Below are 24,620 nucleotides of genomic sequence, written 5' to 3' on the forward strand. Positions count from 1 at the left end.
GGTTGAACAACTCCAACAGCGGAGTGAACATTCAACGGCAAGGAAGACGCAGCTGTTGACGCAAATATTTAAATATTTTGGTCAACGCACCAGACTCAACGTTCGTTAGTCTGCGTTTTCGTTGGCACACGACCATGCGATTAAAAAGTTGTTAAGCGAACTCGTAGACAACTTCACGTATGCAATCAAGTGCTGTCTTCACCGCAATCCGATCCATCGCATCAGCACGCCAGTACAAACTAATTGAACCGTGCACATCTAAATTCAGCGGGATTAACCCCAGAAGTTGTAGTCGGCTGTAACGCAGCGCGGGGCGCTGTGAGGTAACCCCAATCATGTCGCTGTGCAACAGGAGCGTGGTCGTCAATGTTGCAGAGTTGCTTTCCACATAATTCGGTGGGAGTTTGTGCCCTAAGTGAGACAACGCCTGGTCAAACGCTTTACGAACAGGCGTCCCCTTGGCCCAGAGCGCCCAAGGATATTTCAGCACGTCATCCCATTCGATGGTCTTCAACTGAAAAATCGGATGCTGAATGCGTGCAACCAAATGGATGGGCTCTGAATAGAGCAATTCACTTTTGATGTCAGGCCCGTGCGCAATGATTTCCGAAGGGCCAACCACGACATCGACTTCGCCCGCATTGAGTGCATCGAATAGGCCGTTGATTTTGTTTTCCAGCAAATGGATGCGCGCCATTGGCAATCGATCCACAATTTTCAAAACAGCCATTGGCACCGTGTCGACAGAAGATGCGCCGGCAAAACCGATCGTCACCTGGCCGCTGCTGCCTTCGCGCAGAAGCAACATTTCATCCCGGGCCGTGTCTAAGTGAGCCTCAATGCGTCTCGCATGATCAATCAAAGCTTGGCCATGAACCGTTGGGCGCAACCCTCGGGCGTGACGTTCAAACAGGGGCAACCCAATGTCATCTTCCAACTCTTTGAGCCACTTTGACAGCCCTGGCTGTGTCGTGTTCAACGCGTCAGCCGTTTGGCTCATATTGCCTGTTTGCCCCAGACTCAGAAGTGTTTGCAAATTACGCAAACGCAGGCGATGCGTCCAGTCAGTACTCATAAGTTAACCAGCCTTGATATACCAATAATCGTATGGAGTATAAGAACTTTTTATTTTAAAAGTTATGCCTCTTGGCGCACTATCGGTACCCACAGATTATTGGAGAGTCATATGACAAATCAACCAGCTCTTTTTGCAGGGCGTTTTGAAAATCGCGTGGCCTTGGTCACGGGTGGGGCCTCGGGCATTGGCAGAGCGGTCGTCGATCGTTTGGTGCATGAAGGGGCGAAAGCCATCGTCTGGGACATCGATGCCGCCAAGTTACAAGCTTGCCAGAACACGCACAAAGACCGGGTGTTGACGCAGCGCGTCGACGTCACAGACGATCAACAAATTCAGCACGCCCTCAAAGAGGCGCTACAGAAATTTTCTCAACTAGATATCTTGGTCAATGGCGCGGGCATCGTGGGCCCTAATGGTCCATTTTGGCAAGTCGATGTTTCGGATTGGGAACGCGTGATGCGTATCAATTTGTTCGGCACTTTTTATGTGTCGCGCGCCGTCACACCGCATCTGATCGATCGAGGCTGGGGGCGAATTGTCAACATTGCGTCTGTCACAGCCAATGAGGGGCCCAAAAATCTGGGTCCTTACGCCGCCTCCAAGGCGGGCGTGGTGGGACTCACCAAGTCAATGGGCAAGGACTTAGCCAGCACGGGCGTACTCGTCAACGCCATCACGCCGGCCTTGATTGCAACGGAGTTGTTGCAACAGCTTTCCGCCGAATACATGGCTGCAGCGCTATCGCGGATTCCTTTAGGCCGTCCTGGCACGCTAGATGAAGCCTCGGCCTTGGTGTGCTGGTTGTGCTCTGAAGAGTGTTCCTTCTCGACAGGTGCCACTTACGACTTGTCGGGCGGGCGTGGTTTGTGAACGCATCCGCACCCGTCAGCCACACTCACACAACGAAAGATACCGATGACCTCTAGGCTCAAAACCACGGCGCGCATGCCCATTGCGGTGTTCGGCGCAGGCGCGATTGGACGCATGCACATTGAACGCATTCAGTCACATCCTGATGTCTGCCTCAGCGGCATTGCAGACCCTTCGGACGCCGCGCGCGAACTGGCCGCCGATTTGAATGTGCCGTGGTTCAGCGAACCTTTGGCCTTGTTGGAAAGCACCAAACCCGAAGCGGTGATCATTGCCACGCCCAATCAGACACATACGTCCGCGGGACTGGCTTGCATTGCACGCAAGTTGCCCTTTTTGGTAGAAAAACCCATTGCCCACACGCTGGAGAGTGCCGCGCAACTATGTAGGGCTGCCGACACGGCTGGCGTGCCAGTGATGGTGGGCCATCAGCGTCGCCACAACCCCATCCTTCGCCGCGCCAAAGCGCTGGTACAACAGGGCTTGCTTGGTCGCCCAGTCACGGCCACGGCCATGGCAACTTGGCTCAAACCAGATGAGTATTTTCAAATGGAATGGCGCCGCAAACCGGGTGGCGGACCGATTTTGATCAACATGATTCACGACATCGATTTACTGCGCTTCTTGTTAGGCGAAGTGGTGTCTGTGCAGGCGCAAACCTCTAACGCCATTCGGGGGTTTGAGGTCGAGGACACAGCATCAGCCTTGCTGCGGTTTGAAAATGGCGCACTGGCGGTACTCAACGTTTCAGATGCCGCCGTCGCACCGTGGAACTGGGATTTCGCAGCAGGCGAGGCGTCTCACTACGCCAAACAGGATGTGGATGCCATCTTCATCACAGGCACCGAAGCTTCCATCACACTTCCTCAGCTCCAAATTTTCAGCTTTAAGGAGAAACGCGGTTGGCATGAACCGCTCACGCAAGAGCGCACGCCCTTACATCGCGGTGATCCGTACGTTGCACAGTTAACTCATATTCGCGCCGTGGCAGAAGGACATGAAGTGCCCGTCTGCTCTGGCTGGGACGGGTTACAGACCTTGCGCACAACGCTAGCGGTTCACGAAGCTGCGCGCTCTGGGCAAACAGTTCAAATCACGCCCGCTTAACGGGTCTTGCTGAGTGGCGACCTAGGCGCGGGCTAACAACCCGCCATCAATGGCCAGCGTCTGACCGTTGACAAAACGAGCGGCGGGCGAAACCAAAAACAGAACCACTGGGGCAATATCTTCAGGCAAAGCCCAACGGCCACACGGCACCGACTCCTGCAAGTAATGTTCAAACCCTTCTCGCTCCTGTAAGCCAACGGTGAACTCTGTACGTACAAATCCAGGGGCAATTGCATTCGCCGTCACGCCGTGCGGTCCATATTCCACGGCGATCGCCCGCGCCATAGCGGCCATGGCGGCCTTGGCCGTCGAGTAAGCCGCAATGTTCGGCATAGTCGCCTCAGCGGAAATAGAAGAAGTCATCACCACGCGGCCAAAGCCACGATTGCGCATCCCCGGTATGAATATTTGGCTGCAGTTGAATGAGCCATTGACGTGCACATTCATCAACTGCTGCCACTCCACAGGCGTCGTTTCAATCAAAGGTTTGCGATTTTGGTTGCCCGCGTTGTTGATCAAAATATCGACATCCCAATGCTCGGCGAGCAGCTGCTGATGTGCCGCCTGCACGGCAGCATGGTCAGACACATCAAAACTAGCGCCGCGTGCTTCAATCCCTTGCGCTTGCAAGCCTGCGACCGCTTCATCGCAGGCCGCTGATCGAAGATCATTGATGATCACTCGCGCACCCGCGTTGCCAAGCGCGGTTGCAATGGACAACCCAATGCCGCGCGCGGACCCTGTGACCAAGGCCGTACGGCCATCCAAACCAAAGGTTTGATGCAGATAAGACGTTTTATTCATCGTGTTCGCTTTAAATAAGAAATCAAACAGTTTTGCCCGCTGCGTGCATCGCTGCACGATAGCCAAATGTCAGCCCTGGGCCAAGCGTCGTTCCTGGGCCAGGATAGGTTCCCATCATGATGGACGCCATGTCATTGCCAACCGCATACAAACCATCGCGCACCTGCCCTTGGGAATCCAGCACTTGCGCATCGGCGTTGGTTATCAATCCAGTGCTGGTGCCAATCTCCGCAGGCCAAACTTCCATGGCGACGAACGGACCATGCGCGATGGGGCGCAGGCAGGGATTGGGCATTTGCGTGGGGTCGCCGTTGAAACGATTCAGTTCGCTGTCGCCCTTGCCAAAATCTAGATCCTGACCTTGGACCGCCATGGCGTTGTAACGGCTCACAGTTGCCGTCAGATTTTCTGGCGGTATTTTGAGTTTCAATGCCAAGGCCTCAAGCGTAGCCGCAGTCAAGAGGTAACCGTCCGCCTCAAAGCGTTTCAGATTGGTAGTGCCTGGATAGACATTGCCCAGACCGTATTGCTTCACGAAATTTGCTTCACAAATTAGGTAAGCCGGCATCGTTGGCACTGTCTTGTGCGAGGCATACATACCTTCAACAAAGTCATGGTAAGAGTTGGCTTCATTGACAAAACGTTTGCCCGCGCTGTTGACGGCAATCAGTCCAGGCTTGGCACGATCAAGCGACAAGTGGGGGTAGACGCCACGACTTCCATCGGGTCGTTTGGTCACAGAAACGGGTGTCCAAAATGCACCCGGCCCCTGAGTTTCTGGCGCGACAACGCCGCCATGTGCCAATCCCAATTCAATGCCATCGCCCGTGTTACTTTGACAAGCAACACTGAGCGGCGGTGTTGGTGTTGGCATGAACATTTGGCGCAGCTTTGTGTTGTGACCATAACCACCTGTCGCAATGACCAACCCTCGGCGAGTTTGGATGCGTAGACGTTTGCCTTGGGATTGGGCGACCACGCCCACCACACGACCCGCGTCCCAGATAACTTCCTGCACCGTCGTCTCAAACATCACGGGGACATTGTTCTTGCGAAGGCTATAAAACAAACGTGAGACCAACGCGTTGCCCATGACAACACGCGTCCCGCGTGAGTAACGCAAACGATCAACCACGTAACGCAAAAATAATTTGCCTGAGTAAATGAAATTGCTCATCGATTGAAAGCGATCGATCAAAGGCGCAAGATCGCTCTTACCCGCCATCATTCCGCCCAGAACCATGAACTCTGGAATAGGGGGACGGACTCGCTCAAAGTCTTTACCCAGAAGTCGTCCATCAAACATGGCTGGCGCGAGTGCACGGCCTGTGATCGCTGCACCATCCATGTCCCGATAGTCTGGGTGCTTGCCGCAAGGCACGAAGTGAACATCCGTTTTTTCACGCAGGTAGTCAACCACCTTCGGCCCCGTCGCCAAATAGGCGGTTCGTCGGCCATCCACATCCGGGCCGCCGATCAACGCATCCATGTAACGAGCAGCGGCATCTGCGCTGTCGGTGTAACCGGCTTCTAGGCTTTGTCGATTGCCTGGAATCCAGACCGTTCCAGCCGAGGTGGCTGCAGTTCCTCCAACCCAAGCAGACTTTTCAAGTATCAACGGTTTGATACCTTCCAGCGCTGCAACCAGCGCCGTGGTCATGCCCGCAGGGCCCGCGCCCATCACCAGCAGATCGACCTGTTGATCCCAGCCGGATGTTGTATTTGATTTAGCGTTCATCTCATTGCCTTTGTTTCGTACCCTGTGCTCAGACCGATGGCAGGTATTGGTCGATGGCTTCTCCAGCCAACATGCCAAATACCGCTGACTTGGACAATCCACCTGAGTAGCCGGCCGCCTCACCGCCCCCCTCCAAGCCACCCGTACAAGCACCTGCTGCGTAGAGCCCTGGAATGGTTTGGCCGTCCTCACGCAAGACGCGCGCTTGCGCGTCCGTGGCAATGCCACCCATGGTGTAAGTGATCCCTGCGCAAGCCTCGATGGCATGAAAAGGCCCATGCCGAATCGGCCACGCTTTATACGGATGAACGCTTCGCGGCGGTTGATCGGACGCAGTGCCTTCATCGACCAATTGGTTGTAGCGCGTGACGGTATCGACGAGCGTGCTGGGATCGAGTCCCAGCTTTTGAGCCAATTCAGGCAAGGTCTCGGCACTGATCAGATTGCCGCCGGCACTGAGCAGGTAGGGGTTGGCAGGCAGCAACCAGTCGCGTCCCGGGCCGTTCCAAATGGCTTCGTCAAAGATGATGACGGCGGACAACGGATCAGCGCGCTGGGCAATCGCGTTCGTGATGAACACACCACCTAAGCCTTCATCACAAAAGCGACGGGCGGTCTCGTCTACAACGATTCCACCGCACGCCAACGAATCGAGCACGGGGTAAGGCCACAACGCCCCATCGGTCATGGCCTTGCGATGTTGAATGTGTCCATAGAAACGATCTGTACCGACCAGTTTTGCACCCGCCGCCTCAGCCATCAGCAACCCTTGGCCTTGGCCACTGCCTGCATTGCGCTGCAACAGTCGATCGGGTCGTGCAGAGATGAAGCGCTTCACCAAATCTGGGTTGGCTTGAAACCCACCATCCGCAATCACCACAGCACGGCTATGCAGCTGCACCACATCTCCTGTGGCGGTTTTGACTTCGACACCCTCGCAACGGTCGGCCCCCATCAGCAGACGTTGTGCCGTCATACCTTGTGCGATCGTGCCACCTTGCGCACGCAACTTATCACCCAAGGTACGCAACATCACATCACCTGCGCGTCCACGCCAATTCAGTCCAGTTTGACGGACCCCGGGTGGGGAAAGTGAATTGCGACGCAAGCCATCAGGCCCCGCTTGAATGAAGCGCACGCCCAAAGACGACAGCCAACGCAAAGTACGGCGCGCGTTTTGCGTCAAGGCATCCGCCAGCTGTGGATTGGTCGTCCCGCGGGTGGTCTTTTCTAAGTTCTCTTTCACCCACTGAGGGTCGCCCGCCATGTCGTCCATGGCAATGTGAAACAAGCCTCCGGTATAGCGGCTGTTGCACAAGTAAGCATCGTCTTTGCTCTGCTCCAGAACTTGAACGCTCCAGCCTTGCTCGGCCACTTTGTTGGCAGCGGCAAGTCCTGCAAGTCCACCGCCGATCACGATTACATCGCTGAGTGTCATGGGCTATCTCCTTGAATCCACGTGTTCTTAGTACTTAGGCAACAGGGTGTCCGCAATGATGCGGAGCACCTCCACATAGCTCACCAACAGCCCCAGCAATACAGCGGCAAGCACGAAGCCAACGAAGCTTGGCCAGAGCTGTCCCAACTGAAAAGACATGCCGAGAAAGCCCAGAAACACGAACGCGGACAAAGCAAATGCAACCGTGTGTCCACGACGCACCAGGAATTGCACAACGGGGTATGAGCTGTGAGAAGAAAAGGGTTCTGACATAGTGAGTTTGGATGTGAGATTAACGTTGAATAGCGCGTTCTGCAGCGAAGCGACCTGCACGACGGCCCGAGGTCATGGCCCAACCAATGTGATGCCCGTGCCCCGCCAAAATGGTGCCGCCTTGCCCTGCTGAGCCGGCCGCCCAAAGACCCAAGATGCGCTGACCGTCGGGTCGCGTCACCTCATGGCGCGCAGTGACGGCCAGACCACCTTCGGTGAAAACAATCCAGCTCATCACTGGGCCGAGTGCATAAAAAGGCCCTTGGCTAATCGGCTGACGCGTGCGTGTGGAATCCGCCTGTATCGCCTGGTTGTACGCTTGGACACTGGTGTTCAATTGGTCTGCAGGCATCCCCATTTGGCGAGCCAGCTCAGCCAATGTGGAAGCTTCGTGATACAGGTCAGGACGTGTGTGTTTGTAGTCTTTCAAATACGCATAAGCCACGCCTGGCGCGGTAGAAACAAAGTTAGGCCACGCCTCAAACATTTGCGCCACACGATGGTCGAACACAAGATACGCCTCTTTGTCCGGTTGGTTGGGCACCTGAAGTTCTGGGCGATCCAGTTCGTCGCTGAAGCGCTCGGCCCGTTTGTTAACCAGCATGGCTCCAGCGCGTAAAAGGGAAGGCTCTGGCGCCAGTGACGCGGTCATGAACCGAGTCACAAAAGGGCGGAACACCCACAGCGGCAGATTCATCAACGCAAACTGCATCGGCTTGGTGATCCAACGGTAAGGTGGCAATCGACGCAGCAGTGTTTCCACCGGTGGCGCCTTAAAGCGCATGCTTGGTCCCCACATCACTTCAGGGTTCTTGATCCAGCCCCCCACTTGTTGGGCAATGCGATGCCCATCGCCAGTGCTGGCAGCGTTCATTGCATCGACATGCGCCGCATGCGGTACGTGCTGTTGTTTCAGCGCGGTGCTAGCGCTGAAGTCACCACTGGCAAGAATGACCCCCCCGCGTGCTTTGAACTCGGTCATGCCTGAACCTGTGTCCGCAACGATGCCTGTCACTTGCTCACCATCCATGACCAAATGGCTCAAGCGAGTTTCCAAACGAATATCGACGCCTTGTTTGCGACACTCTTTCTCGAGGTAGTACGCATAGGCCCGGGAATTGGGCAGCACGTTGTGCATTCGCGGCTTGCTGTGGGGCGGCTCTGGCATCGGCCCATAAAAACTCAGTCCAATGCTGATGAGCCATTCCAGCGTCGCTTGCGCGTTGTCAACCAGCACCCGACGCAACTCTAAGTTTTCCTTCTTGGCCAACTCTGGACTCAAGAAGAGAGACATGTCGTTAAAGTGCTCATCTGGCGTGTCTTCAATACCCTTGGCTTTTTGAAAGCGCGTACCGGTTGCCGTGATCGAGCCCACCGATAGCTTGGTGGTGCCGCCCAGAAATGGATTTTTTTCGAGCAGGATGACGTGCGCTCCCTGTTCGGCTGCGGCAATCGCGGCAGCCATGCCCGAACCGCCACCGCCCACAACGATGACATCTGCCGTTTCTATTCGCAGGGACTGAGGAGATGAGTTCATGATGATTTCTGATTCAAGGAATTGAGGTCCATGATCTGCCCCCGATCAGAGGGCAGACCCAGATATAAGCGTGCGTGGTGACGCGCTTTACATCTTGCAAAGTGGCGATGCACTCGGAACGATGGCGGGGCTGTAGGTTTGATCAACAACAGGGCGGAGCTTGCCGTCGACCGATTTCACACGCGCCATAAAGTTGGGCACCACCAATTGATGGTCTGCAGCACGCAGCGTCAAAGATCCCATGATGGTTTCGATTTGAGCCCCGTGCAAAGCTTTGCTCACGTCTTCAGGTTTGGGGCTCTTGGCCAAACGCACACCTTCCAACATGACGGTGGCACCGTGATAAGCCAAGCCCTCGGTTTCGGTGGGCGCACGGTTGAACTTAGAGCGGAAGCCCGACACAAATGCCTTGTTACGTGGGTTGTCAATGTCAACGCCGTAACCCAAAGTGCCAGCCATGCCTTCTTGGATTTTTCCAGTGGCGCCGACCATGAAGTCCGACAACATCGCATGACCAATCACTGGCGTCTTTGGCATGAGACCAAACTCACCCGCTTGCTTCATGAAGTTAATGCCATCGCGTGCAGGGATGGCAGCCCAAACGCCATCCACATTGGCGGCTTTCAATTGGGCAATGTAGGGTGAGTAGTCCTTGGTCCCTAAGGGGGAGAACAGAACTGTGGCCACGGTCTTGCCTTTGGCTTCTACGGCCTTCTTAAAAGATGCCGCGGAGTCGCGGCCCCAAGCGTAGTCAGCCGCGATGATGGCGAAATTGTTGCCTTTGATGTTGGGCGCCCATTCGTTGATCATGGCAATGTCAATCGTATCCGACTGCACGGTGCGGAAGCTGCGGAATTTGCAGGTTTCGCCAGTCAGCTTGTCGGTCTTGCTGATCGTGGCGAAGTAAGCCGCATCCCAGCGCTCCAAGTTCGGAACAATGGCCAAAGAAACGGCGGACCCGATTGGGCCAATCAGCAAGTTGTAACCATCGCGTGCCAACTTTTCAGCAGCACGACGGCCCGTGTCGGGATTGCCCTCGTCATCACCTTCGGCCACTTCGATTTTGCGGCCATCCACGCCACCTTTGGTATTCGCCTCATCAATCGCAAATCGGATGCCGCGAATGACCTCCTCGCCCATCTCCGCCCAAACGCCTGTTTTGGACGACACCAAGCCGACCTTGACCGGCTCTTTGCCTTGCGCCAAAGCGCTCAACGGCAGGGCTGTCACCAGCGCTGCGCTTGCCAACAGTTGATAGATTTTTTTATATTGCATGCTTGTCTCCTAGGTATGAAGGATTGCCGGAATCGGTCCGACGGCCGTTGGGAACTGGATGCGATGGCCTTAGACCATCACATGACTTTCTAAATCTTTGAGGCCTTCGGGCGAGTTGCTCACCACGCCTTGTGCTACCACCGAGCCCTTGGCCATGGCCAAGTAACGGTGCGCCACACGTGCGACGAGGCTCATGTTTTGTTCGATCAACAACAAGGCGGTGCCTTCGTCCGCCACGCGGTTGAAGATGTCGGCGAGTTGGTCCACGATGACGGGCGCCAAGCCCTCGGTGGGTTCGTCCAACAAGATCAAACTGGGGTTGGCCATCAACGCACGGCCCACGGCCAGCATTTGTTGTTGACCGCCTGAGAGCGCTGTGCCCGGTGTGTGGGCGCGCTCTTGCAAGATGGGGAAGAGCTTGTAAATCTCGGGCACAGACCAAGGGCCTTTGCGGCCCACCGCAGCGCCGAGCAAGAGGTTTTCTTCCACGGTGAGGTTGGCAATGATGCAGCGGCCTTGGGGCACCACCACGATGCCGTGTTGTGCGGCCATGTAGGGGCGGGGCTTGCTGATCTCCTGTGCGCCTAAGTGGATGTGCCCGTTTTTGAGGTTGGCCAATCCCAAGATGGTGTTGACCACCGTGGTCTTGCCCACGCCGTTGCGACCAATCAAGGCCACGCGTTCGCCTGCGTTCACATGCAAGTTCAGGCCGTGCAAGATGTGTGCAGCGCCGTAGTAGGCATGCACGTTTTTCAGGTTCAGTAAGGCGCTCATGCTGCACTCCCCAAATAAGCTTCACGCACACGCGGGTCAGCGCGCACGGCGGCCGGCTCACCACTGGCGATGACGCGGCCCAATTCAAAAACAGTCACCACATCAGAGATGCCAAACACCACATCCATGTCGTGCTCCACCAGCAGCACGGACACGTCCCAGCGCGAGGTGAGGGCTTTTAAGTGGTGTGCCAAATCGTGAGACTCTTTGACCGACAAACCTGCCATGGGCTCGTCCAGCAGCAGCACGCTGGGGCGACCCACCAAGGCCAGGGCCAAGTCGAGGCGGCGTTGTTCGCCGTAGCCCAAGTCTTCGGCCATGACATGGGCCATGCGGTCGAGTTCGAGTTCTTTGAGCACAGCATCTGCATCGGCGGCCGAGTCCTGCACGCCCATCTTGTGCGAGGCCAGTTCGACTTGTTTGCGAACGGGCATGCCACCAAAAATGCTGGTGCGCTGAAAACTGCGTGACAAGCCGAGCATGCGGCGTTCGACCACGCCCATCTCGCTCACATCGGTGCCACGCAAGGTGACTTTGCCGCGCGTCAAACGGCGACGACCGGTGATGGCGTCGATGACGGTGGATTTGCCAGCGCCGTTGGGGCCGATCAGGCCGCGAATTTGGCCTTTTTCTAAAGTCAGGGACACACCATCAACGGCTTTGACGCCGCCGTAGTGGATGGCCACATCGTCGGCCTGGAGTACATAAGGAGAGGAATTGCTCATAGGGGTTCCGTGTCTGTGTGTCGGTCTATTTAGCGTTCTGTTTGCGGTGCTATTTGCGGCTTTGGTTGCCGCTTAATGCGCACCGGCCTTGGCGCGTGACGCTGAGGCGGGCTTGCCGCGCCAGAGCGCTTGCAAAGCTCCCGCGATGCCCGTGGGCGAGAACACGATGACGGCGATCAAGGCCACACCAAAAATAGACATCCAATGGGTGGCGTAGTCGCCCACCACGTCTTTGAAGATGAAATACACCACCGCGCCCAAGGCGGGGCCCCACAGGGCTTTGAAGCCGCCGACGACAACCATCATCAAGGCCATGCCCGACAAGCTCCAGTGCAAGCTCTCGGGAGAGACAAAGCCGGTGTTCAAGGTCGACAACAAGCCCGCCACGGCGGTGACCACCGCAGACAAGGCGTAGATGGCAGCGCGTGGAATGACGGTGGAGATGCCGATGAAGCGCGCACGTTCTTCGTTGTCGCGCACGGCTTCGGTGATGGCACCAAAACGTGTGTTGAGCAACAAGGTCAGCAGCAGCATGACGATGACCAAGGTCGTCCAGCAAATCAAAAACATCGCAGCGGGTTTGAGGATGGCCGATTGGCTGAAGCCGAAAATAGTGGCAGGCCAGTCGACTTGCATGCCGTCTGCGCCACCGGTGATGCCGCGGGCGCGAGAGACGGACAAGAAGAACATTTGGCCAATCGCCAGGGTCAACATGCCAAACGCAATGCCGGGCACACGCACGATGATCAGGCCCACCACAAAGGCGGCGATGCCTATGCCCACCAAGGTGGCCAAGATGGCCCATTCGACGGGCATGAGTTGTTGTTGCAAGGTGATGCCGATGGCGTAACCGGCCACACCAAAATACAAGGCGTGACCAAAACTCACCAAGCCGTTTTGCTTGAGCAGCACGCCAATGCCCAAGGCAAAGACGGCGTACACCACGGCTTGGGTCAGCAGTGACAGGACGGTGTTTGAACTGATCACCGCCACCAAGCCCACGCCTGCGAGCAGGGCGGCGACAGAATAAGCAATAGCGCGAAGGGGGCTCATATCCAAAGTCCTCGGGAATTAAGTGCGGCTGCCAGCAAAACCTGCGGGCTTCCAAATCAAGATGGCGACCATGAACACAAAGGGCAGCAGCACCGATGCGTCAGGCAAATACACCGCGCCAATGGCCTGCACCATGCCCAGCAACAAGGCGGCAATGAAAGCCCCTGCGAGTGAGCCCAAGCCGCCAATCACGACCACCACAAAAGAGTCAATCAACACGTCTGAACTCATGGAAGGCGACAACGACAAGAAGGGTGCAGCCACCACACCGGCCAAACCGGCCAACGCGGTGCCCAAGCCCACCACACCAGCGCTCAAGGCGTCGGTGTTGACGCCTTGCATGGCGGTGGTCACGGGGTCGGTGCTGGCGGCACGCACAAACAAACCCACTTTGGAGTAGCGCAGCCACAGGCTCAGGCCCAGAGCCACAGCCGCGCCCATCACGATCACGCCAATGCGGTAAGCGGGCACGGAGGTGCCAAACAAATCGACAGAGAAGTTCAAGGCCTCGGGTGCAGCGACAGAGAGGTTGCTCTTGCCCCAGACCGACTGCACCATGTCTTCGATGACGAGCAGCAAGCCGAAGGTGACCAGCACAACGGTAAGAGGTTCGCGGTCTTGGAGCAGGCGAAAACCATAGCGGTCCAGCAGCACCCCAAAGACGGCCATCAAGGCGGGGGCCACCACCAAAGCGACCCAGAAGTTGCTTTGCAGGGCGACGGTGTAGCCGAGGTAGGCGCCCAGCATGTAGAGCGAGCCGTGGGCAAAGTTGACCACGCGGCGCAGGCCGTAGATCAAGGCCAGGCCCGAGCACATCACGATGAGCAATGCGCCGTAGACGAGGCCGTTAAAAAGGTTGATGGTCAACATGTTGTCATCCTCATAAAACTCACCCTTCAGTTTTGTCACTTGTTTTCTTATGGGCGCGAGTATCAAGATGAAGCTATTCCATTTCCAATGAAATAATCGTATTAACCATATTTTTAAAATATATCTATGTTGGATGTGTCGACTGTCGGCAAACACATGCGATCACCTTCGGCTCATGCACATGAGCGATAGAGGCTATACAGTCAGCGCTATCAAAACCCTCTGTTCTCAGGATTCACTTTGGCTTTACCAGCAGCTCAACCGCGAAGACACGCGCACACAAGGCAAGTCACTTTCACTGGCTATCAAAGAGACGATGGCTTGTGGGACATTGAAGGTGTGTTGCGTGACACCAAACCCATGCCATTTGAAGTTCCCGGCGAGAAATCTTGGCTACCGAACGAACCAATTCACAACATGTCGATTCGCTTAACGGTGAATGCACGCCTTGTGATTCAAGACATTCAGGTGTCGATGGATGATGTTCCGCACGACGAGTGCCCCCAAGCCATGCCGCCTATGCAAAAACTGATTGGCGCTCAACTCGCCAGTGGCTGGCGAAAAGCAATTGAAGAAAACTTGGGTAAATCTCAAGGGTGTGCGCACCTGCGGGAGCTGCTGTTCAACATGGCCACCGCCGCATTCCAAACCGTGACTGGCACATTTGAAGTCACCAATCCAGAAATACCACCACCTCACTTAAACCGTTGTGTCGCATGGCGGCTCGACACGGAATTGGTCAGCCGTCGCTACCCCATGTTTTTCAAACAACCATCCACCGATGGTTCTTAAACTTTGACATCTCAGATACGCAAAAGGCCCGTGCTCTTAGAGTCACGGGCCTTTTGACATTGATAGATACCTAGACGTTAAAACGGGATGTCGTCGTCCATGTCGTCAAAGCCACCCTTGGCAGGCGCAGGTGCCGCAGGGCGTTGCGCTGCTGGGGCTGCGGCGCGAGGCGCTGCCGCTGGGCGGCTGTAGCCACCGCCGCCTTCTTCGCCACCACCGCTGGGGCCGCCCATGCCTTCACGGCCACCCAAGAGTTGCAACTCAGTCGCAATGATGTCCACGGTGTTTTTTTCCACGCCTGTGGTTTTGTCGGTGTACACGCCGTATTTCAAGCGGCCTTCCACATAAATGGGACGGCCTTTTTTGACGTATTCGCCAGCGATTTCAGCCAAGCGGTCGTAGAACGTGACGCGGTGCCACTGTGTGTCTTCAATCATCTCGCCGCTGTTTTTGTCTTTGCGGCGGCTCGATGTGGCCACGCTCACGTTGGCCACGGCTTGGCCGCTGGGCAGGTAGCGCACTTCGGGGTCGCGGCCGCAGTTGCCGACGAGGATGACTTTGTTAACGGATGCCATGAGTAAATTCCTCCAGATAGGGGCTAATTATGGGGTCTTTGCGGAATGGGCTGGGCGCTTGGGCGCCACCATGGGCCAAGCTACCACCAGCCACAGCACCATGAGTGCCGCGCAAGTTAAAAACAGGCCTTGTGTGCCGTAGCTTTTGACAAGCTGACCGCCCATCACGCCACCGGCAAAAAAGCCCAACGATTGCAGCGTGTTGTACACACCCATGGCCGCGCCACGCGACGAAGCGGGCGCGATGCGCGACACCAAACTGGGTTGCGTGGCTTCCAACACGTTGAAGCCACAAAAGAACGCAAACAACAACCAAGCCAAGCAGGTGATGCTGGGCGCGCCAGACGACACCCACAGCAGCGCCACTTGCACCAAAGCAATCAAAGCTATGGCGCTTAAAAACACCGCACGCAAATAGCCGCGACGCTCCAGCGGAAACACACCGCCCATCAACACGAACGAGCCCAGCACAGCGGGCAAATAAATTTGCCAATGGTCGTCCTTGCCCAAACCGGCTTGCACCAAGAACGCAGGAATCGCCACCCACATGGCCAGCTGCACCGCATGCAACACAAACACACCGATGTTCAAGCGCAGCAGCGCAGGGCTAGACAGCACGTGGCGCAGGCCGCCGCGGGCCGCGTCTTTGTGCGCCTGAGGCTCAGCTGGCACGCCCCACACCACCACGGCCGTGCCCAACAGCGCCAGCACCGCTGTCAACACAAACAAGCCCGACAAACCAATGTGTGCCGCAATCACGGGCGACACCACCAGTGACAAGGCAAACATCAGCCCAATGCTTGCGCCCACCAAAGCCATGGCCTTGGTGCGCACGCTGTCGCGCGTCAGGTCTGCCAACAAAGCGGTGACCGCCGCAGACACCGCGCCCGCGCCTTGCACCGAGCGGCCCACCAGCAAACCTGTCAAGGTGTCGGCACTGCCGGCAATCAAGCTGCCCAAGGCAAACACCAACAAACCAAAAATAATCACCCGCTTGCGGCCCAAGCGGTCAGACGCCATGCCAAACGGAATTTGCAAAATGCCTTGCGTCAGGCCATAAATGCCCATGGCCAAGCCAATCAGTGCGGGGTCATCCCCGCCTGGGTATTTACGCGCTTCCAGCGCAAACACGGGCAACACCAAAAACAAACCCAACATGCGCAAAGCAAAGATGGACGCGAGCGAGCCACTGGCGCGCAACTCGGTGCGCGTCATGGTGGGGCTATCGTCCAGTGTGGGGTCGGGGGTTAAGTTGATCGTCACAGCCTACCATTGTCCCGTATTCCTGGCCAAGTTAGCCCGTCGCCACTATCATGGCGGGTTGCCCTTTTATTTTGAGTGTCCAGTGAACGCACCTTCTGACGGCGCCTACTTAGGCCAAGCCCTGAACCACCCCTCCGCGATGCGAAACATCAGCATTCGCGGGGCGCGCACGCACAACCTGAAAAACATCGACCTGGACATTCCGCGTAACCAGCTGGTGGTCATCACGGGCTTGTCGGGCTCGGGCAAATCCAGCCTCGCGTTTGACACGCTGTATGCCGAAGGCCAGCGCCGTTATGTGGAAAGCCTCTCGGCCTACGCCCGTCAATTTTTGGGCCGCTTGGACAAGCCCGATGTGGATCTGATTGAAGGCCTGTCGCCCGCGATCAGCATTGAGCAAAAAGCCACCAGCCACAACCCGCGCTCCACCGTGGGCACGGTGACCGAAATTCACGACTACCTGCGCTTGCTGTTTGCCCGCGCGGGCACGCCCTATTGCCCCGACCACAACTTGGCGCTGCAAGCGCAAAGCGTGTCGCAAATGGTGGACGCCGTCATGGCCCTGCCCGAAGACACCAAGCTCATGCTGCTCGCGCCCATCGCGCGCAACCGCAAGGGCGAGTACAGCGAAATCTTCACCCAGTTGCAAGCGCAGGGCTATGTGCGTTTTCGCATCGAAGGCAAGGTGTACGAATACGACGAGCTGCCCGAGCTGAAGAAAACCGAGAAACACGACATCGACGTGGTGGTGGACCGCATCAAGGTGCGCCACGAAGCGCCCGCAGCGCCCCCCGCGCCTGTGGCCGCGCCCAGCATTGGCGACATTGCCGTGGCTGCACCTCCGCCCGGCTTGCGCCAGCGTTTGGCCGAGAGCTTTGAAGCCGCGCTGCGCTTAGCCGAAGGCCGCGCCATCGCGCTGGAGATGGACACGGGTGTGGAGCACGCGTTCAACGCCAAGTTTTCTTGCCCACAGTGCACGTATTCCATCAGCGAACTCGAACCCCGTTTGTTCTCGTTCAACTCACCCGTGGGCGCTTGCCCCTCGTGCGATGGCCTAGGCCACCAAGACTATTTCGACCCAGCACGCGTGGTGGCATTTCCGTCACTCAGCTTAGGCAGCGGCGCCATCAAAGGCTGGGACCGCCGCAACGCGCATTACTTCACGATGCTCGAGAGCTTGGCCAAGCACTACAAATTTGACCTTGATGCACCGTATGAAGACCTGAGCCCCGAAGTGCGCCAAGTGCTGCTGTATGGCTCGGGCGAAGAAGAAATCAAATTCAACTACAGCCTTGAAAACGGCTCTAGCAAAAAGCTCAGCAAGAAGCACCCCTTCGAAGGCATCTTGGTCAACATGGAGCGCCGCTACCGCGAGACCGACTCCACCGTGGTGCGCGAAGACCTCTCGCGCTACCGTGGCGTGCGTGCCTGCACCTCATGCGGTGGCACACGCCTGCGCCGCGAAGCGCGCAATGTGCGCATTGGCGAAGGTGCGCAAATGCGCGGCATTTTTGACATCAGCCACACCACGCTGGGCGAATGCTTTGGCTACTTCAACACCCTGCAACTGCAAGGTGCCAAAGCCGAGATTGCCGACAAAGTGGTGCGCGAAATTGCTTCACGCCTGAAATTCTTGAACGACGTGGGCCTGAACTACCTCAGCCTCGACCGCAGCGCCGACACGCTGTCGGGCGGCGAAGCACAACGCATTCGTTTGGCCAGCCAAATCGGCTCGGGCCTCACCGGTGTGATGTACGTGCTGGACGAGCCCAGCATCGGCCTACACCAGCGCGACAACGACCGTCTGATTGACACCCTCAAACACCTGCGCAACATCGGCAACAGCGTGATCGTGGTCGAGCACGACGAAGACATGATTCGTGCCGCAGACTTTTGCGTGGACATGGGCCCCGGCGCGGGCGTGCATGGCGGCCAAGTGATGGCCAGCGGCACACCCAGCGAAATTGAAGCCAACCCCAACTCACTGACGGGCCGTTACCTCGCGCAAGCGTTGCGCATCGACGTGCCTGCCAAACGCAATGCCTTCTTACCTGTGGAAGCCGAAGAGCTGAAGTTCCAACGCAAGCTGCACAAAGACGCGTCGGAACACCAAGTGATTCGCATCCGTGGTGCGCGGGGCAACAACTTGAAAAACGTGACCGCCGATTTCCCCGTGGGCTTGCTCACCTGCGTCACAGGTGTGTCGGGCTCGGGCAAATCGACGTTGGTGAACGACACGCTGTACACCGCAGCCGCGCACACCATTCACCGCGCGCACGACGAGCCAGCAGCGCACGACGAAATCACCGGCCTCGACTATTTCGACAAAGTCATCAACGTCGACCAATCGCCCATTGGCCGCACACCGCGCAGCAACCCTGCCACTTACACCGGCCTGTTCACGCCCATCCGTGAGCTGATGGCCGAAGTGCCGATGGCGCGTGAACGCGGCTATGGTCCAGGGCGATTCAGCTTCAACGTGGCCGCAGGCTCAGGCGGCGGCCGTTGCGAAGCCTGCCAAGGCGACGGCATGGTGAAAGTGGAAATGCACTTTTTGCCCGATGTGTATGTGCCTTGCGATGTGTGCCACGGCTTGCGCTACAACCGCGAAACACTAGAGGTCATGTACAAGGGCAAAAACATCGCGCAAATTTTGACGCTCACCGTCGAAGCCGCGCTGGTGTTTTTCAACGCCGTGCCCAACATCGCCCGCAAGCTGCAAACCTTGATGGACGTGGGCCTGTCGTACCTGCAACTCGGCCAAGCTGCCACCACCCTCTCGGGCGGTGAAGCGCAGCGCGTGAAGCTGGCTTTGGAGCTGAGCAAACGCGACACAGGTCGCACGCTCTACATCTTGGACGAGCCCACCACCGGCCTGCACTTTGCCGACATTGCGCTGCTGCTGAAGGTGCTGCAACACCTGCGCGATGCGGGCAACACCATCGTCATCATCGAGCACAACCTCGACGTCATCAAAACCGCCGACTGGCTGATTGACATGGGGCCTGAAGGCGGCTCGGGCGGCGGCATGGTGGTGGGCGTTGGTACACCCGAAGATTTGGCGGCCAACCCTGCTAGCTTTACCGGCAAGTACTTGAAGCGCTTGTTGCCAAGCTGAGCACGCGAGCGGCTTCGCTGCCCCATTGAGCAGCAGGCCCGCGCGACAGGTCACCTGTTAATGCTGATGCCCATGCGCGCCATGCACATGGCGATGGGCAATTTCTTCAGCCGTGGCGGCGCGCACATCCGTCACGGTACAACTGAAACGCAGCGCTTGGCCCGCCAACTCGTGGTTGCCGTCTAGGTGCACTTCGGGTCCTTTGATCTTCATGACGTTGAACACGCGCGGCTGCCCATCGTCGCCTGCACCTTGCAACTGCCCGCCCACTTTCACGCCCGGTGGAAATTCCGCTTTAGGAATGACGCGCACCAACGATTCGTCGCGCTCGCCAAAGGCGTCTTCCGCGCTCAAATCCAGCGTGACGGCAAAGCCCACCGCTTGGCCGTTGAGTGCGGCTTCCAACTTGGGAAAAATGTTTTCGTAGCCGCCGTGTAAATAAGACAAATGCCCCGAATCCAAAGGCTTGCCTGCGGGGGTGGTGACTTGGTATTTGAGGGTGACGGCCGTGTCTTGGATGATGTGCATGGCTAGGCTTTGAATGAAAAGCTCAATTGTCCACGACCGCACGGCTGAACCCGCATCAAGCCTTACCATTCCCTCCCATGAAACCTATCATCCGTGCCTTTTTCAAAACCCTGCGCCTCGTGCTGGGTCCTGTCATGTTGCTCAAAGAACGCCTCACTCAAACCAAGGGCGTGCAACGCGAACCCGCCGCGCAAACCATGGTCAACCTGGAATGCCAAAACCTGGCGCTGTACCAATTCAGCACCTGCCCGTTTTGCATCAAGGTGCGCCAAGAAATGCGCCGCCTGTCGCTGCCGATTGAGAAACGCGATGCACAACACAACACCGCCAACCGTGACGAACTGATGCAAGGCAGCAGTGCAACCAAAGTGCCGTGCCTGAAGATCACTGAAGCAAACGGAGAAATAAGGTGGCTACAAGACTCGAACACCATCGTGGTCTACCTGCGTGAACGCTTCGGTACAGCAGTGGCTTGAACCTGCAAGACCTATACGTCATGTTCGCGCATCCAGAAGCTTTACCATGCAGACCATGTCAGCCCTACACAGTCTCACCCGCAAACAGTTGCTGACCCTCGTCATCCTGACTTTGGTTTGGGGCATGAACTGGCCCATCTTAAAAATTGGCGTGACGGGCTATCCCGCCATTACCTTTCGCAGCATTTCCATGTGGATCGGCTGGCCCTTGTTGGGCCTCGTGCTGCTGCGTATGAAAGTGCCGTTCAAAGTGCCGCGTCACGAGTGGCGGGAATTGGTGCTTTTAGCCATCAGCAATATGTTTGTTTGGCATGTGTTGATCATTTTGGCGGTGCAAGATTTGTCGAGTGGACGCGCGGCCATCTTGGGCTACACCATGCCAATTTTTTCAGCGCTGATGGGTGTTTTGTTTTTCAAATCACCGCTGCGCCCTCGTGCTTGGTTGGGCGTGGCATTGGCCGCCTTGGCCGCCATGCTCTTGTTGTGGCACGAGTTGGCACATCTGTCCGGGAAGCCCTTGGGCGTTTTGATTGCTTTGATCGCCGCAGCCTCATGGGCCTTGGGCACACAGCAAATTCGTCACACCAAGATGACGGTGCCCACCCTCACGATTGTGTTTTGGATGACCGGCATGACAGCGGTGGTGATGAGTGTGCTGGCCGTTGTGTTTGAAATGGACCGTTGGGCCATGCCTCCTGCCCACACTTGGGGCTCCATCATTTACAACGCCATTGGCGTCTTTGTATTTGCGCAAGCCGCGTGGCTAAGTTTGGCGCGCAGCTTGCCACCGTTGGCATCGAGTTTGAGCGTGATGTTCATCCCTGTCCTTGGCGTATTCGCAGGCGCGTGGTGGCTGGGCGAGGTGTTGCATTGGCAAGACTGGCTGGCGGTGTTGCTGGTGGTCGCGGCCATCGCCTCTGTGCTGTGGCCAGCGCGCGCATCACAAGCTGAACACATTTAGGCGGTGTTGAGGTGGCGCAAGGCGCGCCATAAATCATCCGACGACGACGCTTGCGGCAATGCGGCGCAGGCGGCAAGCACCCTGGCCACGGCCTGCGGCGAATAACCTGCGGCCTGCATCACACGTTGCGCTTTCGCGATCACCATCGCATCAGACATCGGACTTTCTGGGTCGCCGGGTGCATCTGACACCTGGGTGTGCAACACCGCACCGTTGCGTAACCAGACACGAACTTGAGCGCCGTAGTGCGCTGGGTAGGCTCGACTCCAGCGCGACACTGCACTGACATGGGTGCAGGCGCGCAAACGTGCCAAGGTGGGTTGCGCCAGGCATTCAGGTTGCGTGTCGTCCAAACCAAAATCGCCCCTCAGCAAGCCCACCGCCACGCCGTGTTGCAAACTGAAGCGGGCTTGTTGGCGCGTACTCGGGTGTGGTTGGTTGGCAAACGCCACTGCGGTTTGGTAGGTCTGGATTTCGATGCGGGTGATCTGGCTCACATCTGGCACTTGCGCGTGCAACCGCACAGCACACGCAATGGCTGGATGAACATGGCGGCAAGCAGGCCAAGGTTTGAAGCTGACTTCGTGTATCAGCCACGGCGCATTTGGCTTTGGCGTGAGCACTGCCTTTGCGCGCCTTACATTCGGGCGACTACCGGTCGCAGCGAACCAGCCATGTTCGCCCTCCAAGATATGACGAGGTCCGACCAAACCAGCCGCAGCCAAGTCAGCCGCCATGACGCCCGATTGCGCACTGCGCCCCGCAGCCAACTGTTTAGAAAAACCGGGTTCTAAGCGACATTGCCACACCCCACTGGCTTGCATGCCAGCCTGCGCCAAAGCATGCATGGCTTGTGTGGCATCAAGCTGCAACAAGCTGGCACTGGCTGTGGCTGCACCAAACACCCCACATGTGGCCGTACTGTACCAGTGCCGGTAATGCGCGGTACCCGCCAACAAACCAACACGGATGGCCACCTCATAGCCACGCACCACCGCATCAAGCAGCGCATGCGGTGTGGCTTGTTCACGCTGTGCAACAGCCAACGCTGCTGCCATGATGGTGTCAGCCGGATGCACCACAGCAGCCCGGTGCAAGTCGTCCAACTCATCGATGTTGCCTAGCCCACCGTGGACCAATGCAGCAGCTTCGCTGTGCAACTGCAAACCACCCGCCGTCCAACAGGGTCCTGCCGCGGTCTGTGCGGCCCAACGGTTCAAAGCGGCACCAGCCGGAGAAGCGTGGCCCAGCAACACACACCCAAACCAGTCCAGCAGATGCAATGCCGCGCGGCGGCGGTCGGTGTCGGTGATGGGGCGGCCTTGCAAGGCCAACAACTGCTCGGTCCAAGAAGGCCTGTTGATGGCTCCTAGCCCAAGCCTTTGCATGACTCAGCGGCCTTTGAAAACCGGTGGGCGTTTGTCGTTAAAGGCTGCCACACCTTCGCGGCGGTCGTCGGTGTCCACGAGGCGGTTGTAAGCCTCCACCTCAAACCGATACGCGGTGCGCAGCTCCATTTGCCCGCCGTAGCGGATTGATTTCTTGATTTGTCGCACTGACAAAGGCGCATTGGCGGCAATGCGTTGCGCCGTCTCTAGCGCCAATGCCAAGACCGCATCAGGCGCAGCCACTTGGTTGACCAAACCCCATTCCAAGGCCTGCTCTGCGCTGAAAGGACGGCCTGTCAGCGCCAATTCTTTGGCGCGTCGCTCGCCCAAAGCGCGCGGTAAATTTTGCGTACCGCCCATGCCAGGCATGATGCCCAAGGTGACCTCGGGCAGCGCAAAGCGTGCGTCTTGGCTCGCGTACAAAAAGTCACAGCACAACGCCATTTCCAAACCACCGCCATAGGCATGGCCATTGATGGCCCCGATGACGGGCAATGGCAAATCAATCAATGCCCAATACAAGCGCTCAAAAATCTCGTGCTGGTATTGCCACGCTTGCGGCGTCATGCCGTTGCGCTCTTTCAAATCTCCGCCACCGCAAAATATTTTGGCGCCAGCCCCCGTCAACACCACACAACGCAGATCACCAGGCTGATCGGTCAGGCGCACCCACAGGTCCAGCAAATCGATGCCCATCTGCGTGTTCAGTGCATTGCCGGCCTCTGGACGGTTCAGACACACCTGCAACACATGGTCCGACACCTGTGTGCATTCAAGCGTTCTGTAAGTCGGCAACTGGGGGTGGGCCATGGTGTGCGCTCAATAAGATTTAGGCATGCCCAACACGTGCTCGCCCACATAAGACAAGATCAAGTTGGTCGAGATCGGTGCCACTTGGTAGAGACGTGTCTCGCGGAATTTGCGCTCAATGTCGTACTCGGCGGCAAAGCCAAATCCACCGTGCGTTTGCAAACACACATTGGCGGCTTCCCACGACGCATCGGCCGCAAGCAATTTAGACATATTGGCCTCGGCCCCGCACGGCAGACCGGCATCGAACAAACGCGCGGCTTCATAGCGCATCAAGCTGGCCGCTTCGACGTTGATGTGCGCTTTGGCAATCGGGAATTGAATGCCCTGGTTGTGTGCAATCGCGCGGCCAAACACCACGCGTTCCTTTGCATACTGGGTGGCTCGGTCAACAAACCAATAGCCGTCACCGATACATTCAGCAGCAATCAAAATGCGCTCGGCATTCAACCCATCCAGAATGTATTTCAGGCCCAAGCCTTCTTCGCCAATGCGGTTCTCGACAGGGATACGCAAGTTATCGATGAAGATTTCATTCGTCTCATGGTTGACCATGTTGCGAATGGGTTTGACCGTGATGGTCTTGCCGACCTCTTCACGCAAGTCCACCAAGAACACCGACAAGCCTTCTGACTTTTTCTTCACTTCAGACAGCGGCGTGGTGCGGGCCAACAGCAACATGTAGTCGGAGTGCTGCAAACGCGAGGTCCACACCTTTTGACCATTGACGACATAGTGGTCACCTTGGCGCACCGCGACTGTTTTGAGCTGGGTGGTGTCCGAGCCCGTGGTTGGCTCCGTGACTGCCATCGACTGCATGCGCAACTCACCTGAAGCAATCTTGGGCAACAGAGCTTCTTTTTGCGCCTTTGAACCATGACGCACGACACAACCCATCACGTACATCTGGCCGTGGCAGGCGCCTGAATTGCCGCCAGCACGGTTGATCTCTTCCATGATCACGCTGGCCTCGGTCAGGCTCAAGTTGGACCCGCCGTATTCCTCAGGAATCAGAGCAGACAACCAACCTGCATCGGTCAAGGCGGTGACAAACTTTTCAGGAAACGCCCTGGCCTCGTCTATCTCTTGCCAGTAACGCGAGTCAAAGGCGGACACCACTTGGCGCACACCTTCGCGCAATTCGGGAAAATCATTTCGGCTCATGGT

At 57.2% G+C, this 24,620-nt stretch carries 23 protein-coding genes; 6 read left to right on the forward strand and 17 right to left on the reverse strand.

The window, feature by feature from the left end; all coding sequences use genetic code 11:
• Nucleotides 1-151: 151 nt before the first annotated feature.
• Nucleotides 152-1,075 (reverse strand): LysR family transcriptional regulator, encoded by a 924-nt coding sequence (locus QMG15_RS12265; protein WP_108360396.1) that lies wholly within the window; start codon nt 1,073-1,075, stop codon nt 152-154.
• A 111-nt stretch (nt 1,076-1,186) separates the two neighbouring features.
• Between QMG15_RS12265 and QMG15_RS12270 the strand changes: the two genes are divergently transcribed.
• Both QMG15_RS12270 and QMG15_RS12275 read left to right on the forward strand, forming a co-directional pair.
• Complete coding sequence (locus QMG15_RS12270) at nt 1,187-1,948, forward strand: SDR family NAD(P)-dependent oxidoreductase (RefSeq protein WP_281788816.1); 762 nt, start codon at nt 1,187-1,189, stop codon at nt 1,946-1,948.
• Nucleotides 1,949-1,993: 45 nt separating this feature from the next.
• Nucleotides 1,994-3,055: a Gfo/Idh/MocA family oxidoreductase gene (locus QMG15_RS12275; protein WP_281788817.1), complete on the forward strand. Its 1,062-nt coding sequence runs from the start codon at nt 1,994-1,996 to the stop codon at nt 3,053-3,055.
• A 21-nt stretch (nt 3,056-3,076) separates the two neighbouring features.
• Here the strand turns inward: QMG15_RS12275 and QMG15_RS12280 are convergent, their stop codons facing one another.
• From QMG15_RS12280 to QMG15_RS12325, 10 genes are all read right to left on the reverse strand, one after another.
• The gene (locus QMG15_RS12280) at nt 3,077-3,916 is read right to left on the reverse strand and encodes an SDR family oxidoreductase (RefSeq protein WP_281790143.1); all 840 of its coding nucleotides are present in this window, start codon (nt 3,914-3,916) and stop codon (nt 3,077-3,079) included.
• A complete protein-coding gene (locus QMG15_RS12285; RefSeq protein WP_281788818.1) occupies nt 3,882-5,597 on the reverse strand; it encodes an FAD-dependent oxidoreductase in 1,716 nt (571 codons plus the stop codon). The genes QMG15_RS12280 and QMG15_RS12285 overlap by 35 nt, the downstream gene beginning before the upstream one ends.
• Nucleotides 5,598-5,625: 28 nt before the next feature.
• On the reverse strand, nt 5,626-7,035 hold the full coding sequence (locus QMG15_RS12290) for an FAD-dependent oxidoreductase (protein ID WP_281788819.1): 1,410 nt from the start codon (nt 7,033-7,035) through the stop codon (nt 5,626-5,628).
• Between the two features lie 27 nt (nt 7,036-7,062).
• Nucleotides 7,063-7,308: a hypothetical protein gene (locus QMG15_RS12295; protein ID WP_281788820.1), complete on the reverse strand. Its 246-nt coding sequence runs from the start codon at nt 7,306-7,308 to the stop codon at nt 7,063-7,065.
• Between the two features lie 19 nt (nt 7,309-7,327).
• Nucleotides 7,328-8,845 (reverse strand): FAD-dependent oxidoreductase, encoded by a 1,518-nt coding sequence (locus QMG15_RS12300; protein ID WP_281788821.1) that lies wholly within the window; start codon nt 8,843-8,845, stop codon nt 7,328-7,330.
• A gap of 87 nt (nt 8,846-8,932) precedes the next feature.
• Nucleotides 8,933-10,120, reverse strand: a complete 1,188-nt coding sequence (locus tag QMG15_RS12305) for an ABC transporter substrate-binding protein (RefSeq protein WP_281788822.1) — start codon at nt 10,118-10,120, stop codon at nt 8,933-8,935.
• Nucleotides 10,121-10,189: 69 nt separating this feature from the next.
• Nucleotides 10,190-10,894, reverse strand: a complete 705-nt coding sequence (locus QMG15_RS12310; RefSeq protein WP_281788137.1) for an ABC transporter ATP-binding protein — start codon at nt 10,892-10,894, stop codon at nt 10,190-10,192.
• Nucleotides 10,891-11,619 (reverse strand): ABC transporter ATP-binding protein, encoded by a 729-nt coding sequence (locus QMG15_RS12315; RefSeq protein WP_108401504.1) that lies wholly within the window; start codon nt 11,617-11,619, stop codon nt 10,891-10,893. Before QMG15_RS12315 ends, QMG15_RS12310 begins: the two co-directional genes overlap by 4 nt.
• Before the next feature lie 72 nt (nt 11,620-11,691).
• Nucleotides 11,692-12,672 (reverse strand): branched-chain amino acid ABC transporter permease, encoded by a 981-nt coding sequence (locus QMG15_RS12320; RefSeq protein WP_281788136.1) that lies wholly within the window; start codon nt 12,670-12,672, stop codon nt 11,692-11,694.
• Nucleotides 12,673-12,690: 18 nt separating this feature from the next.
• The gene (locus QMG15_RS12325; protein ID WP_108358871.1) at nt 12,691-13,542 is read right to left on the reverse strand and encodes a branched-chain amino acid ABC transporter permease; all 852 of its coding nucleotides are present in this window, start codon (nt 13,540-13,542) and stop codon (nt 12,691-12,693) included.
• Between the two features lie 240 nt (nt 13,543-13,782).
• Between QMG15_RS12325 and QMG15_RS12330 the strand changes: the two genes are divergently transcribed.
• Nucleotides 13,783-14,334, forward strand: a complete 552-nt coding sequence (locus tag QMG15_RS12330; RefSeq protein ID WP_281788823.1) for a DUF2889 domain-containing protein — start codon at nt 13,783-13,785, stop codon at nt 14,332-14,334.
• Between the two features lie 77 nt (nt 14,335-14,411).
• Here QMG15_RS12330 and ssb read toward each other — a convergent pair whose 3' ends face one another.
• On the reverse strand, nt 14,412-14,909 hold the full coding sequence (gene ssb, locus QMG15_RS12335; RefSeq protein WP_104800452.1) for a single-stranded DNA-binding protein: 498 nt from the start codon (nt 14,907-14,909) through the stop codon (nt 14,412-14,414).
• 27 nt (nt 14,910-14,936) lie between these two features.
• On the reverse strand, nt 14,937-16,124 hold the full coding sequence (locus QMG15_RS12340; protein WP_281790144.1) for an MFS transporter: 1,188 nt from the start codon (nt 16,122-16,124) through the stop codon (nt 14,937-14,939).
• A 187-nt stretch (nt 16,125-16,311) separates the two neighbouring features.
• On the opposite strand from QMG15_RS12340, the gene uvrA reads away from it, so the two are divergent.
• Nucleotides 16,312-19,290 carry an excinuclease ABC subunit UvrA gene (gene uvrA, locus QMG15_RS12345; RefSeq protein WP_281790145.1) on the forward strand — a complete coding sequence of 993 codons (2,979 nt, stop codon included), beginning with the start codon at nt 16,312-16,314 and terminating at the stop codon, nt 19,288-19,290.
• Between the two features lie 57 nt (nt 19,291-19,347).
• On the opposite strand, the gene QMG15_RS12350 is transcribed toward uvrA, so the two are convergent.
• Nucleotides 19,348-19,818 (reverse strand): peptidylprolyl isomerase, encoded by a 471-nt coding sequence (locus tag QMG15_RS12350; RefSeq protein WP_281788824.1) that lies wholly within the window; start codon nt 19,816-19,818, stop codon nt 19,348-19,350.
• 77 nt (nt 19,819-19,895) lie between these two features.
• Here QMG15_RS12350 and QMG15_RS12355 point away from each other — a divergent pair, with 77 nt between their 5' ends.
• Nucleotides 19,896-20,294 (forward strand): glutaredoxin, encoded by a 399-nt coding sequence (locus QMG15_RS12355; protein ID WP_281788825.1) that lies wholly within the window; start codon nt 19,896-19,898, stop codon nt 20,292-20,294.
• Between the two features lie 46 nt (nt 20,295-20,340).
• Nucleotides 20,341-21,255 carry a DMT family transporter gene (locus QMG15_RS12360; protein WP_281788826.1) on the forward strand — a complete coding sequence of 305 codons (915 nt, stop codon included), beginning with the start codon at nt 20,341-20,343 and terminating at the stop codon, nt 21,253-21,255.
• Here the strand turns inward: QMG15_RS12360 and QMG15_RS12365 are convergent.
• Genes QMG15_RS12365 through QMG15_RS12375 form a run of 3 tightly spaced genes read right to left on the reverse strand, consistent with a single transcriptional unit; the run spans nt 21,252 to nt 24,617 of the window.
• A complete protein-coding gene (locus tag QMG15_RS12365) occupies nt 21,252-22,643 on the reverse strand; it encodes an MmgE/PrpD family protein (protein WP_281788827.1) in 1,392 nt (463 codons plus the stop codon). The genes QMG15_RS12360 and QMG15_RS12365 overlap by 4 nt on opposite strands.
• Before the next feature lie 3 nt (nt 22,644-22,646).
• On the reverse strand, nt 22,647-23,453 hold the full coding sequence (locus tag QMG15_RS12370; protein WP_281788829.1) for an enoyl-CoA hydratase-related protein: 807 nt from the start codon (nt 23,451-23,453) through the stop codon (nt 22,647-22,649).
• A 9-nt stretch (nt 23,454-23,462) separates the two neighbouring features.
• Nucleotides 23,463-24,617: an acyl-CoA dehydrogenase family protein gene (locus QMG15_RS12375; RefSeq protein WP_108359377.1), complete on the reverse strand. Its 1,155-nt coding sequence runs from the start codon at nt 24,615-24,617 to the stop codon at nt 23,463-23,465.
• Nucleotides 24,618-24,620: the final 3 nt, after the last annotated feature.

Origin of the sequence: Limnohabitans sp. INBF002 (assembly GCF_027924905.1) — a bacterium.
Lineage (GTDB): Bacteria > Pseudomonadota > Gammaproteobacteria > Burkholderiales > Burkholderiaceae_C > Limnohabitans.